Source organism: Streptococcus sp. DD11 (assembly GCF_001578865.1).
GTDB classification, from domain to species: Bacteria; Bacillota; Bacilli; order Lactobacillales; family Streptococcaceae; genus Streptococcus; species Streptococcus panodentis.
The window spans coordinates 126893-138862 of the sequence record NZ_KQ969397.1 but is presented as its reverse complement, the minus strand read 5'-3'; the positions used below and the strand labels follow the sequence as shown (position 1 = coordinate 138862).

Below are 11970 nucleotides of genomic sequence, written 5' to 3'. Positions count from 1 at the left end.
CGATGTCCGTCCAAAGGCTTGCCGCGAGTTCCCTCATACAGACCGCAAGAAGATTCATCAGATTAATCATCTGACAATCAAAAATACCCTGACCTGCCCAGCAGCTTATCTCTTTGTGGAGAAGCTACGGGATAGGTTGTAAAATCCCCCTCTAAATCTTGTACAAAAATTCTGGGGCGGAAGTATCTTAGATCTGCTAGACTATAGTTAGAATTGAACACGACCTAAAAGCTATGTGAAAAAGATAAAATTTTCTCGGAGCAGGAGCCCCTCTACCAATTTTCCTATTTCCACTTTGCTTTTAACGGCCTTAGTATTTTTTGTGAGGTAAAAAGAATATGATGCATCAATTCAATCGAACCATGGAATATTTGGAAAGTAAGTTGGACGCAGAAGTGGATTTGCAGAAATTCCAGCAGCTTTCGGGCTATTCTTATGCTCTCTTTAGCAGGCTCTTCTCCATCCTAGCAGACATGACTTTAGCAGAATACTTGCGCAATCGCAGGCTGTCTGAAGCTGTGACGGACTTGCGGGAAAGATCTGAGAAAGTCATTGACATAGCGATGAAATACGGCTATGACTCTGCGGATGCCTTCAGCGCAGCTTTTAAGAAATTCCATGGTGCGACTCCCTCAGAAGTTCGAAATGGAAAACCTTATCGGGTTTTTCCTAGACTTCAATTATCCTTAAAGATTACAGGAGGAAAGAACATGGATATCAAGATTCAAAAGAAATCTGCTTTTACCGTAGCAGGCGTCCTATTGGAAGCTATTGACAACAGCCTCTGCCCCTCAGCTTGGGAACAGCTCTTTGCGGCCCATAGCTTTGAAAGTTTAGAAAGTCTGGGAAGCGGTCAGCCCTACGGTATCTGCTCAGATGTCAAAGAAGGCGAAATCATCAACTATATGGCCGCTTATGATGTCGCAGATAAAGCTAAAGCAGAAGAACTAGGTCTGTCCATCAAAGAAATCGCAGAAGCTGAATATGCTATCGTACCAGTTAAGGGGGCTATACCAGCCAGCATTCACCATGCTTGGAAATACGTCTTGGAAGTCTTTTTCCCAGAAACTGGCTATCGCCACTCAGGAGCACCAGACTTTGAAGTTTACACCGAGGGAGACATGTCGTCACCAGACTACCAAATGGAACTCTGGATTCCAGTGGTGAAATAGAATGGTGATTGCAAGTCATTTTTTAGGCGTTGATTACAGAGGAGGATGATGCTATGCAAATGTATTTTGGGGACGTTTCTTTTTGTTATACATATTCACTTGCGATGGCGCTGCATTCGTATGGTTATGATGTTCGCCCCGAGTTTTTGGAAGCCATTATGGTGATGGGAAATGGCGCTAGTATTGTAAAGCAAGATGAAAAACACCCCTTAGTCTTCTTTGATAATGGGATGCCTGATAGTTCTATCAGCCATTCTTTAAACATTCTGGGTTTTACCTATGATGAATACTATATAAAAGATTCTAATACAGTGGATCTTCTCTCTATCAGAGAAATGTTAAGTAAGTTCTTGCTCAGCGGGCCAGTTGTTCTTGGCCCTTTGGACATGGGTTATCTCACTTATAATTCCAATCATATCCATTTGTATGGGGTGGACCATTTTGTTTCAGTTTATGATTTAGATGATGAGTTTATTTATTTCCATGATCCAGCAGGATTTGCCTGTATGAAAATGAGTTTCTCAGAATTTTTAAAAGCCTGGGAAGCTAAAAATATCGACTATAAAAGAGGTTCTTTCTCTATGTGGGGAAACTTTAAAAAAATCAAATCTCCTACTTCCAGAGAGATTTACCAGAAAGCATCTATACTGATGAAGCAACAATATGAACGTGGCGAGGAGAATGTGATAATAAGATATGCTAAGTCGGTAGCGGACAATGGCTTGAATGAAGAACAAAAGCATCTTCATCAATATTTTAGTTTCAAATTAGCTTCTATCAGAAATCTATACATGAGCAACTTCTTAAAAGACCATGATATTGTCAGATCTGAACTAAAAGAAAATTTAGCAAAATTGTTTGGCCAAGCTCATCTATTTTGTATCAATGAAGATTACCAAAAATTGTCAGAAGTCTTGTATGATATTGCAGCGCTAGATAATAAATTTAGAGATTTGTGCTTTCACTACTAGGAAGACTAGAAGAAGTGAGAAAAACGAAGATGCTGTTTGGTAATGTAGCAGGATCGAAACCAGGGGCACCAGACTATCAAATGGGAGTCTGGATACCAGTGGTGAAATAGATTAGGAACCAGCCGTTCATTTTTGTGCGGCTGATTTTTTGCAGCTTATGTTATAATAAACCTACTACAGTAACAGAAAGGATTTTTACCTTGCCCTACAAATTCCTACTTTTCGACCTTGACCACACGCTGCTGGATTTTGATACGGCAGAAGACATCGCGCTGACTCAGTTTTTGCAGGAGCAAGGTGTGGCTGACATCCAGGCCTACAAAGACTATTATATTCCTATGAATAAAGGCCTTTGGCGGAACCTGGAGCAGGGGAAAATCACCAAGTCTGAGCTGGTCAATACCCGCTTTTCCCGTCTTTTTGCTCATTTTGGTATTGACAAGGATGGAGCCGAGTTAGCCCTTCTCTACCAGCAGCACCTTGCCCAGCAGGGCCAGACCTACGCTGGTGCCAGTGAGCTCTTGGACAGCCTGACAGCAGCTGATTATGAGATTTACGGCGCGACCAATGGCATCACGGCCATTCAGACCGGCCGCATGGCCCATTCCGACATTTCTCCCTACTTTAACCATATCTTTATCTCCGAACAGCTGGGAACCCAGAAGCCGGAGGCTGTCTTTTATGAAAAAATAGCAGAGCAGATACCGGATTTTGACCTGGCTCAGAGCTTGATGATTGGGGACTCACTGACTGCAGACATCGCTGGCGCCAACAATGCCGGCATGGACTCCCTCTGGTACAATCCCAAGCAGCTAGAAAATAAAAGTCTTTTTCAGCCGACCTATACCGCCTATTCTTATGACGATATTATCAGACTATTGGTTCCATAAGGAGATTGCAAATGAAAAAAATCCTTGCTTTGTTTTCTCTTCTTGCCAGTTTGTTGCTACTGACAGCTTGTTATGCTAAGAAAGAAGAAGTCGACGAAAGCATACGAACGACGAAGGCCCTTTTTAAAAAACTCCCTTTTCAGCCTGTCAAGGTTAGTTCTGATGGCAGTTATCATTACGAGGGTGGTGGTGCGGCAATTGATTTGTATTTCACCGAGGAAGATATCCAAAAGTATCCTATTCTAAAATACCACCCAGATCGAAAGGGCAGTAAAATTGAATTTTATGAGATATTTTACGGAGAGCGAACAGCAGATCAGTTACTGGATTGTTTGGTAGACCAAGAAATAACCAGCTTAATTGATGAGATTGAGGGCGAAATGGAAGATGACATGACAGCTGAATACCAGCAAAAATCAGGATTTGACAGAGCTCTATTTCAGGCTATAAAGGTTTCGTCCTCTAAAAAGGTTGATGATTCAGAAAGTCTAAATAAATATCTCATGCTATATAGTAAGTTTTTAGTCGAATTCAGGAAGAATCCAGAAAATCATGATAAGCTAAAAGAGATTGTCCAAAAAATGGATAAAGCTGATCTTTTAAAATGGTCTTTCGAATTTCATTCAGACCAAGTACTGGATGAGAAAAATATATCAGAAGACGAGGTAAAATGCAGGTCCTATAATAGTCGTAGTGGAGACACAGAGTATTATGCACCAGAGACCATTAATAAGTATATTGATTTAGGTACTTTTCCTAAAGACGCTTCAGTCAAATTGTATTTTAAAAAATATGAAAATGTTTCTGGACAGGTGATTTTAAAAAACCAAAAAGACTAATCTAAAAAATTTTTAACTCTGTCAAGAAAAAAACTTGACAGCTGATTTTAATCTGTTATAATAGAACATGTGCTTGATAGCTCATACTCTTCGAAAATCAAATTCAAACTTCGTCAGCGTTGCCTTGCCGTACGCCAGTACTGTCTGCGGCCAGCTTCCTAGTTTGCTCTTTGATTTTCATTGAATATCAGCTATTTCACCGAAAGAAAATAAAGAAAAGAGACTTTTTAAAAATGGCAGTAAAAATCCGTTTGACTCGTATGGGTTCTAAGAAAAAACCTTTCTACCGTATCAACGTTGCAGACTCACGTTCACCGCGTGACGGACGTTTCATCGAAACAGTTGGAACTTACAACCCACTTGTAGAAGAAAACCAAGTAACATTGAAAGAAGACCGCGTTCTTGACTGGCTCTCAAAAGGTGCGCAGCCATCTGATACTGTGCGCAACATCCTTTCAAAGGCCGGCGTACTGAAGAAATTCCACGATTCAAAATACTCTAAATAATAGAAGTGTAGGTTGACATATGGACACGATTGAAAATCTGATTATTGCGATAGTGAAACCTTTGATTTCACAGCCAGATACCTTAACTATCAAGATTGAGGATACACCTGAATTTTTAGAATATCACCTGGATCTGGATCCGAGTGATGTTGGACGTGTAATCGGCCGCAAGGGGCGTACTATCTCCGCCATAAGGACGATTGTTTACTCTGTCCCAACCGAATACAAAAAAGTTCGCATCGTCATTGATGAGAAATAAAACAGAGACAGTGGGACCCTTGTGTCCTGCTGTTTTCTATTTATCCCAATAATGCTCAGTGATAGGAGAAAGTATGAGAATAGAAGATTATGCTTGGAATGTCCATGAACGAAAACTCTATCTGAACCAGCACATGCAGCTCCCCACTGTCTGTAAAATCAAGATACTGGATGATGCTCAGAAACGTCTGGAGCTGGAGCAGGAACTGAGCTTCTTGCCGCAAAAGGAGCTGGCCCGGTGGGCTTTGTCCAATGCGGAAGATTTTCTGGAGCTGATTGATATCGGAGATAAAAATGCAAGGGCCGATATCATTTCGCAGGCTAAAGCAGTTTTTCAGGCCAGACTGGACGGTCAGGCTTCTGCCTATGAGCTGAGGCAGGCAGGCTTTTTAGCCAATCAGCTGGCCCAGCAATCCCGTACAGAAATCAGCAAATCCGCTGCGCGTGCCTTTGCTCAAGCGGTTGCAACAGCCCACATGCGAGGTCATGCTATTGTCTCGGCAGATTATGCAGTCAAAGTGCGCAACTTACAGAGTCCGGATGATGTTGGAGCGGCTCGCAGAGAAAGAGAGAGGCAGTTGAAGCTGGCTGAGTCTTATCTTGATAGAATGAAATTTAAGAACAGGTGAGCAAGATCTGAATGGGGAAGGGAATGGATCGAAAGAAATGATGAAAGAATGATGAATCAAAACAAAAGCCGGACAGTTATTTGTGCTGTATCGGCCTGCAGAAAAGATCGTTGTATTTCTATGCGGGGGTGGGGCGTCTGCTGACTGATGAGAACCTTTTGCCCCTTAGTCAAAAACAGTGTTCCGTGTAACCTTCTTGCAACAATCTGTTAATAAAAATGCTATAAAAAAATGCTATAATTTATGACATAGATAAGGAGGAGCGGATGACGAAGATTCAAAGCAATAAATCGGATGCTCAAAGCTATGCAGTGAAAATCAAGCAAGGGAGTTCTAATCTCTCTGGCATTGGCCAAGCTCAGCAGGATGAACAAACGACCGTCTCTGGCAATGCCAATGCGCATGAAGCCATGGGAGCTGCCCAAGCAGCCAGACAGGGGATTTCGACGGCTCTATCCGACATGGTGACAAATATCCACAGTGTTGCTGAGGAGTTTGAAGCTGTCGATCAGCAAGCAGCGGACTCAATAGACTGAGGGACTGACTCTTTCATACTGCAAGCAAAAGGAGGACAGATGCTGATGGAAAAGAAGGAAAAGCCCATCAAATTAGTGTTTGATTCGGATATGACTCCGGCTGAGCGTCTGCGCGCCCGGCAGGAACAGCTGCAAAATCTGCGGGAACAGAAAGAGCTCAAGCAGATGCTGGCCAATCAAGATAAGGTCATGTACAGGATTAGTCAGCGCTGCCAAAGACAGCAGAAAATGAAGGAAGAAAAGAAAACTCCGGAAGAACAGATAGAAGACCTGCGTCGCAAGGAGTCTGACCTGCTGGAAAAGGAATATGAGCTGGCTGGTGAGCTGAAGAAGGTGACTGAGTATTACGAATCGGTAGAGTCTGATGCGCATCAGGTGAATGTGATTTTGGAGGATCTCTGCGGTCGTTACAGCCCTCAAAATGGCTTTGATCAGCTGCGAGAAGACTGTTTGCAGAACTGGCAGAATCTTCAGGAAAGCTTTGAAGCGGAGTGCGAAAGTTTGAAGCGCAAAAAGAAAGAGGCTTCCGAGGGACAGGACCAAGCATACCATGAGCGAATCCGGATTGCTCAAAGCATAGAAGACAAGAGGAAATCAAGATGAGTATAGACATGTATCTGGGAAATTCACAATCTCAGGCAGCCAGTACCGATACAATGACCCGTGAGGAACTCCATGCCTATGAAGATTTAGAGGGAGCTTTGGCTGATTTTGAAGCCAGTACAGATGTCCTAAAAGGGAGAGCCTATGATTCTGCCCGGGCTTATTCTGAGCAAGTCCTTCGCCCTTTGGTGCGCGGAGGGAAAATGCTGTCTGAAGCAGTCGGTCAGGCGGTCAAACGTTTTCCGGCATCCTATATTGAGCAGGTCGCAAATGAAAGTTTGAAGGAATCCCAGCTGGAGGCTGATATACAGAGGCTGGATATGGTGATAGCGGCTGCTAAAGCAGCTAAGGTCTCCAGTGCTGTGCTGGGGAATCCCGTTTTAGCAGTGCAGCATCAGAAAATCATTGATATAGCTAGCGAAGCGCGGCGGGTGCTCCAAGAAAAGCTGGATAAGCTAAGAAATTTCAATGCTGTTTCTCCCCTGATGTTCTCGGAAATCGAGATTCTGAAAAGTCTGGTCGATACCGGTCTGAGTCAACTGAGTACAGGTTGGGATGCTAATAAGGGTGTTTATGTTCTACCAGCGAATTTGACTTGGGCAACTCAATTGATGAATTATACACCCATGACTCCTCAAACTGATAAAGATAAAATTATCAATGATTTAAAAACTACTTATGGATTAGATAATGAATCAGCTAATGCTTTATATAATCTACAGCAGGGCATATTAAAAAAAGCTAATAAAGAAGGTTGGGATAATCAAAAAGTTATATATGAGTACAATCGTTTACTTGCATCATTTGTTCCTGATAATTATGTTTCGACTCGTTGGAAGGCTATTTGTGGGACGGAAGATAAAGCTGAAAGAGATAAACTGTGTAAAGAATATGGTCTATCTGATAAAGATATAGCTATTCTGGAAGTGTCAATCAAAAAGCAGCATGCTGATGAATCTCAATCAAAGGATTTAGCGCACGAAGCTGTGCAGTTAGCCGCTTTTACTGAAAAAAGTTGGGATTTAAATCCCAAAAATGATGGGGTTCATACTCTTTCTCATATCGCTAATGATGGTTTGGAACATGAAGAAATTTCATTTAAGGGCGATGTTGACTCAGGCCGTTATAGTGATTCTGACTTTAATTCAGATTTAGATGCTATCAATTATTATCGTAGAGCAACAGCTGAGGGTGTTGATAGAAGCTCTGTCTTTAACATTTCATCAGATTATAACACAGGAGTGAAAAGTAACTCCATAAATCGAGTGAAAGAATTCTATGATAATTACGATTATCCAGGATTGGTTTTTGGAATAGGCCAAAAAGATGGGGAAGAAGTAGTTGAAGAAATTTTGGACACAAAAACTCTAGGAAGCCATCATATTTCTAAACAATATACTAATCAAGAACAAGAACAACATAAGAAAGACTTTCTTGATTACTTGGAACGAGGAAAAGATAAAAATGTTAAATGAGTTAAAAAATAGAAAGCAACTAGTTGCTATATTATGTGGAATACTTTCACTGTTAGCGTGTTTATCTCTATTTTTTTTGTATAGCTCCTATAGAAAGGAGACTTTTCAAAGAGCCTATAGGAATCAATCTATTTATGAACAGTTGAATAGTCTAATGAATACTACTCAATATGCTGAAGAAATTAAAAATGCAGGTTATGATGTTGATACGGTTGGATTAAAATTAAATAATCGAATAGATAGTTTGCAAAGTAAAGGAAATCCATCTGTAACAATAAGTGTTCCCTCAAAAAATGGTTTCGAATTGTCTATTGACTTAAAAGGAGAGGACGTTGTTCAGTTGCAATTTAACAAGGAAATGGAATTAACGTCTTGTGTTTACTATAAGGATGGTAATTATCTCTACAATGAAGAGATTGAAGAAAAACTTAGAAATAAATATACAAAAATTGGAATAGATGCTGTAAAATCAGTGTTGAAAGATATTTACAGTCAAATGTCATAATACAAAAATGAGCCCTAAGCGGGCTTTTTGGCTGCAAGATTTTCTTATGAAAGCAGAAATATAATTTCATAATCTTAGAAGAACGAGATAACCAACTGGGAAATTATGCAGAAAGTGGATGATTTGTATGAAAAAAGTCCTATTGTTAAGTTTGGTGTTAGCTGTGTTTTTAGCGGTTGGGCTGCTGCTGTTCTACCAGCAGCGCAGTCAGTCTAGTAATATTTTTGACGATATTTACAGCGATGAAATCTCCTATCTAAGCTCAGGCGCTAAGAATCAAATGAAGCTTCTGAAGATAAAAGGAGCTGACCTTGCCACAGAAAAGGAAAGTTCGGATTTTCAGGCAGGGTCGGTCATGGTGGTAGTTCAATCAAAAGATTTGCCTGAAAACAGCAATCTGAATATCATTGCCAATAATAAAGAGCAGCTCCTGACCTTGGATTATGAGGAAAAATTAGCTGATGATGTCCAGCTGTCCCTGACTGCCAGCTATAGTGTCAGGGAAAAGACCCTGACCCAGGAAGTCAAGCTGTCGGATTACAAGAGCCAAGAGGTCATCGTTCCTGCAGACCGCTATGAAAACTATGGCTTGACCAAGGCTAAGATTGAGGAAAGATTTTCTTTAGCCGAGGAAGTGCTGCTCAAAGAGTGGACAGCTGTTTCTGAAAGCCGCTTTTCTTTGGACAATAAAGGAAAACTGACGGTCCTCAAGAAATGGCAGTGAGCAACGCTCGTCCATTGAGTAAGCGTATTAAAGCAAAGATGACTCAGCCAAGAATCTCAGCAACAGCATCGCGAATCTCCTGCACGGTGGCAGATTGGCTGTGGTCGCGGGTGTCAAACTCAACGTACTGACCGTCAGCATTGACTGTCCCTCCGACAGGGCCTTCAGAGCCGTCTACTGAAGTTCCAATAGCAGGCGGCAGGCTCTTATCCGCATCATCTGGATCAATAACGATGATGCGAGTGTCCGCTGCTAAATCATCCAGCATGGGCAGAGAAGAAGCAGAAGTCAGCTGATTTCGTGAATAATATTGCAGAAAGGCTTTGACAGTCCGGTTTTCTACCTGAGTAATTTTTTCTTCTGCTGGATTGTGAGTTCTTGTTTCACTTGCCTGATTTTCCCGAGCTGAGGTCTTTTTAGACTGTGCCAGAACTGTAAAACCAGCTATTGTGGCAGCAGACAGGACAGCAGTAGAAAGCAAGAGTTTATTTAGTTTCTTTCCCATTGGCGTCACCTTTTTCATTTTGTTGCAGGGTACGGATTGTATCATCAGATAAAATACATCCCACATGTATAATTATACAACTTATATATATGTCAATCAAGAAAAGTTTGATTCTTTATTTTCTTGTAAATCTTGTACATTCCGCCCTATCATGATAAAATACTAGGCAGAAAGATGATTTGGAGCAAGTATGAATTTTTTTAATGTTGGGAAAATCGTCAATACGCAGGGCTTGCAGGGAGAAATGCGGGTTCTGTCGGTGACGGATTTTGCGGAGGATCGTTTCAAGAAGGGCAGCATTCTGGCTCTTTTTGACAAGAAGGATAAGTTTGTCATGGATGTGGAGATTGCCAGCCACCGCAAGGCCAAGAACTTTGACATCATCAAGTTCAAGGGCATGTACCACATCAATGACATTGAAAAATACCGGGATTGCACCCTCAAGGTCCGGGAAGAAGACCTGTCCGACCTGGATGAGGGGGAGTTTTATTACCATGAGATTATCGGCCTAGATGTTTATGAGCACGGTGTCCTGCTGGGAACCATCAAGGAAATCCTGCAGCCGGGAGCCAATGATGTCTGGGTGGTCAAGCGCAAGGGCAAGCGGGATCTGCTTCTGCCTTATATTCCTCCGGTGGTGCTGGAGATTGACATCGAGCGAGGCCGGGTTGATGTAGAAATTCCGGAAGGACTGGACGATGAAAATTGATATTTTGACCCTCTTTCCGGAAATGTTTGCTCCGCTGGAGCATTCGATTGTCGGCAAGGCCAGAGAAAAAGGCCTTTTGGAAATCAACTACCATAATTTCCGGGAAAATGCTGAGAAGTCCCGCCATGTGGACGACGAGCCCTACGGAGGCGGTCAGGGCATGCTGCTGCGGGCCCAGCCGATTTTTGATGCCTATGATGCCATTGACAAGAAGCAGCCGCGCGTGATTCTGCTGGATCCGGCTGGCCGGACCTTTGACCAATCCTATGCGGAGGAGCTGGCCCGGGAGGAGGAGCTGATTTTCATCTGCGGCCATTATGAGGGTTATGATGAGCGGATCAAGACCTTGGTGACAGATGAGATTTCCTTGGGCGACTATGTCCTGACGGGTGGCGAGTTGGCGGCCATGACTATGATTGATGCGACGGTGCGCCTGATTCCGGAGGTCATTGGCAAGGAAGCCAGCCATACCGATGACAGCTTTTCATCCGGCCTTTTGGAATATCCTCAGTACACCCGCCCCTACGAATACCGGGGCATGCTGGTGCCGGATATTCTCATGAGCGGCCACCATGAAAATATCCGCAAGTGGCGGCTCTATGAAAGCCTGAAGAAGACCTACCAGCGACGGCCGGACCTGCTGGAGCATTATGAACTGACTGACGAAGAAGCAGCCATGCTGGAGGAGATTCGGGAGGAAGCGGAGCAGAAGGAAATTGACCAAGAGTTGGGATCATGAGCGATATGAAGACAGAAGCAGCCGAAAAACCGCTTCTGTTTTTTGTCTAATTTGTCACGGTTTTGTAACAAGATTTCTATCAAAATGATAATTTTAAATACTGGTGAAACAAGCTTTTTTGTGCTAGTATATTACTATGTGGGTAAGTCTGCCCAAATAAATAGAGCATGTGATATGACAAGAAGGAGATATTATGGAAAAGAAGATTGGTAAATCGGTCGTGGCAACCAGTATTGCTGCATCGACCATTATTTCTGGCGGCCTGACTCATCAGGTAAAGGCCGATGAAGTGGTTAAGTCAGCTGCAACGGACCCGAAAACATCAAAGGTTACAGAAAAGCCTGTCACCGTGACGGACTTAGAAGATGCTCAGGCTAAAGCCGATGAAGCAAAAGCCAATGTTGACCAGCAGCAGGAAGCGGCTGATAAAGCAAAAGCCGAGAGGGATGCTGCGGAAAGCGATGTCAAGGAGGCAGAGGCAGCGGTTGAAGCAGCTGCCGAAAATCAAGCGGAAGCCACAGAAGAAAATATTGCACAGGCGGAAGCGGATGCTCAGGCTGCCCAAGAAGAGACTGCGTCTAAGGAAGCAGCGGTAACAGAAGCTGAAACAGAACTCCAAGAGGCAGAGCAGGCAGTCAAAGACCAAGAAAATGCAGTGGTTGCCAAAGAAGCGTTGGTGGATGTCGCACAGTCTGAGTTAAAACAAGCCAAAACACCTGTTCAGGCAGAGGAAAAAGCGCTGGAAACCGCTCAAAATCAGCAAAGCCAGGCTCAAGCAGCTGTGGATAAGGCCAAAGAAGAACTGGCTAAGGCTGAGCAGGAAGCAGCAGCTTCTCCGCAGGCTCAGGCTGACATTCAAACTAAAATCAATCAGACACAGGCTGCTTTGGATCAAACCAAGCAGACAAT

The 11970-nt window shown here is 42.9% G+C and carries 15 protein-coding genes and 2 pseudogenes; 16 read left to right on the top strand and 1 reads right to left on the bottom strand.

What is annotated here, in order from left to right; genetic code table 11:
- From STRDD11_RS14755 to STRDD11_RS11680, 13 genes and pseudogenes are all read left to right on the top strand, one after another.
- Positions 1 to 142, top strand: a pseudogene (locus STRDD11_RS14755) (YkgJ family cysteine cluster protein); the annotation flags it as partial.
- Between the two features lie 196 nt (positions 143 to 338).
- On the top strand, positions 339 to 1172 hold the full coding sequence (locus STRDD11_RS11740) for an AraC family transcriptional regulator (RefSeq protein WP_128837444.1): 834 nt from the start codon (positions 339 to 341) through the stop codon (positions 1170 to 1172).
- Between the two features lie 53 nt (positions 1173 to 1225).
- Complete coding sequence (locus tag STRDD11_RS11735; RefSeq protein WP_128837443.1) at positions 1226 to 2143, top strand: cysteine peptidase family C39 domain-containing protein; 918 nt, start codon at positions 1226 to 1228, stop codon at positions 2141 to 2143.
- Positions 2144 to 2343: 200 nt separating this feature from the next.
- Entirely contained in the window at positions 2344 to 3033 is a 690-nt protein-coding gene (locus STRDD11_RS11730; RefSeq protein WP_128837442.1) for a pyrimidine 5'-nucleotidase PynA, read from the top strand.
- Positions 3034 to 3044: 11 nt separating this feature from the next.
- Entirely contained in the window at positions 3045 to 3872 is an 828-nt protein-coding gene (locus tag STRDD11_RS11725) for a hypothetical protein (RefSeq protein WP_128837441.1), read from the top strand.
- A gap of 233 nt (positions 3873 to 4105) precedes the next feature.
- Complete coding sequence (rpsP, locus tag STRDD11_RS11720) at positions 4106 to 4378, top strand: 30S ribosomal protein S16 (protein WP_128837440.1); 273 nt, start codon at positions 4106 to 4108, stop codon at positions 4376 to 4378.
- 19 nt (positions 4379 to 4397) lie between these two features.
- On the top strand, positions 4398 to 4637 hold the full coding sequence (gene kphA / locus STRDD11_RS11715; RefSeq protein WP_128837439.1) for an RNA-binding protein KphA: 240 nt from the start codon (positions 4398 to 4400) through the stop codon (positions 4635 to 4637).
- A gap of 73 nt (positions 4638 to 4710) precedes the next feature.
- Positions 4711 to 5265 carry a putative immunity protein gene (locus tag STRDD11_RS11710; protein WP_128837438.1) on the top strand — a complete coding sequence of 185 codons (555 nt, stop codon included), beginning with the start codon at positions 4711 to 4713 and terminating at the stop codon, positions 5263 to 5265.
- Between the two features lie 266 nt (positions 5266 to 5531).
- Positions 5532 to 5801, top strand: a complete 270-nt coding sequence (locus STRDD11_RS11700; RefSeq protein WP_128837437.1) for a TIGR04197 family type VII secretion effector — start codon at positions 5532 to 5534, stop codon at positions 5799 to 5801.
- A 45-nt stretch (positions 5802 to 5846) separates the two neighbouring features.
- Positions 5847 to 6404, top strand: coding sequence for a hypothetical protein (locus STRDD11_RS11695; protein ID WP_206512714.1), 558 nt, complete (start codon positions 5847 to 5849; stop codon positions 6402 to 6404).
- The gene (locus tag STRDD11_RS11690) at positions 6401 to 7879 is read left to right on the top strand and encodes a hypothetical protein (RefSeq protein WP_128837435.1); all 1479 of its coding nucleotides are present in this window, start codon (positions 6401 to 6403) and stop codon (positions 7877 to 7879) included. The genes STRDD11_RS11695 and STRDD11_RS11690 overlap by 4 nt, the downstream gene beginning before the upstream one ends.
- Positions 7869 to 8384 (top strand): hypothetical protein, encoded by a 516-nt coding sequence (locus tag STRDD11_RS11685; RefSeq protein WP_128837434.1) that lies wholly within the window; start codon positions 7869 to 7871, stop codon positions 8382 to 8384. Before STRDD11_RS11690 ends, STRDD11_RS11685 begins: the two co-directional genes overlap by 11 nt.
- 127 nt (positions 8385 to 8511) lie before the next feature.
- On the top strand, positions 8512 to 9108 hold the full coding sequence (locus STRDD11_RS11680; protein ID WP_128837433.1) for a TipC family immunity protein: 597 nt from the start codon (positions 8512 to 8514) through the stop codon (positions 9106 to 9108).
- Positions 9109 to 9151: 43 nt separating this feature from the next.
- On the opposite strand, the gene STRDD11_RS11675 is transcribed toward STRDD11_RS11680, so the two are convergent.
- A complete protein-coding gene (locus STRDD11_RS11675; protein ID WP_128837432.1) occupies positions 9152 to 9613 on the bottom strand; it encodes a hypothetical protein in 462 nt (153 codons plus the stop codon).
- A 190-nt stretch (positions 9614 to 9803) separates the two neighbouring features.
- Between STRDD11_RS11675 and rimM the strand changes: the two genes are divergently transcribed.
- The 3 genes and pseudogenes from rimM to STRDD11_RS14750 all read left to right on the top strand — a co-directional run.
- On the top strand, positions 9804 to 10322 hold the full coding sequence (rimM, locus tag STRDD11_RS11670) for a ribosome maturation factor RimM (protein WP_128837431.1): 519 nt from the start codon (positions 9804 to 9806) through the stop codon (positions 10320 to 10322).
- Positions 10312 to 11061, top strand: a complete 750-nt coding sequence (gene trmD, locus STRDD11_RS11665; RefSeq protein ID WP_128837430.1) for a tRNA (guanosine(37)-N1)-methyltransferase TrmD — start codon at positions 10312 to 10314, stop codon at positions 11059 to 11061. Before rimM ends, trmD begins: the two co-directional genes overlap by 11 nt.
- A 193-nt stretch (positions 11062 to 11254) precedes the next feature.
- Positions 11255 to 11970, top strand: a pseudogene (locus STRDD11_RS14750) (secretion protein); the annotation flags it as partial.

What these genes read in the sequence shown, in the direction of transcription:
- STRDD11_RS11740 (WP_128837444.1), top strand. Translation starts at nt 339, where the DNA reads ATGATGCATCAATTCAATCGAACCATGGAATATTTGGAAAGTAAGTTG.
- STRDD11_RS11735 (WP_128837443.1), top strand. Translation starts at nt 1,226, where the DNA reads ATGCAAATGTATTTTGGGGACGTTTCTTTTTGTTATACATATTCACTT.
- STRDD11_RS11680 (WP_128837433.1), top strand. Translation starts at nt 8,512, where the DNA reads ATGAAAAAAGTCCTATTGTTAAGTTTGGTGTTAGCTGTGTTTTTAGCG.
- STRDD11_RS11725 (WP_128837441.1), top strand. Translation starts at nt 3,045, where the DNA reads ATGAAAAAAATCCTTGCTTTGTTTTCTCTTCTTGCCAGTTTGTTGCTA.
- STRDD11_RS11695 (WP_206512714.1), top strand. Translation starts at nt 5,847, where the DNA reads ATGGAAAAGAAGGAAAAGCCCATCAAATTAGTGTTTGATTCGGATATG.
- STRDD11_RS11710 (WP_128837438.1), top strand. Translation starts at nt 4,711, where the DNA reads ATGAGAATAGAAGATTATGCTTGGAATGTCCATGAACGAAAACTCTAT.
- rpsP (WP_128837440.1), top strand. Translation starts at nt 4,106, where the DNA reads ATGGCAGTAAAAATCCGTTTGACTCGTATGGGTTCTAAGAAAAAACCT.
- rimM (WP_128837431.1), top strand. Translation starts at nt 9,804, where the DNA reads ATGAATTTTTTTAATGTTGGGAAAATCGTCAATACGCAGGGCTTGCAG.
- STRDD11_RS11690 (WP_128837435.1), top strand. Translation starts at nt 6,401, where the DNA reads ATGAGTATAGACATGTATCTGGGAAATTCACAATCTCAGGCAGCCAGT.
- STRDD11_RS11685 (WP_128837434.1), top strand. Translation starts at nt 7,869, where the DNA reads ATGTTAAATGAGTTAAAAAATAGAAAGCAACTAGTTGCTATATTATGT.
- STRDD11_RS11700 (WP_128837437.1), top strand. Translation starts at nt 5,532, where the DNA reads ATGACGAAGATTCAAAGCAATAAATCGGATGCTCAAAGCTATGCAGTG.
- kphA (WP_128837439.1), top strand. Translation starts at nt 4,398, where the DNA reads ATGGACACGATTGAAAATCTGATTATTGCGATAGTGAAACCTTTGATT.
- trmD (WP_128837430.1), top strand. Translation starts at nt 10,312, where the DNA reads ATGAAAATTGATATTTTGACCCTCTTTCCGGAAATGTTTGCTCCGCTG.
- STRDD11_RS11675 (WP_128837432.1), bottom strand. Translation starts at nt 9,613, where the DNA reads ATGGGAAAGAAACTAAATAAACTCTTGCTTTCTACTGCTGTCCTGTCT.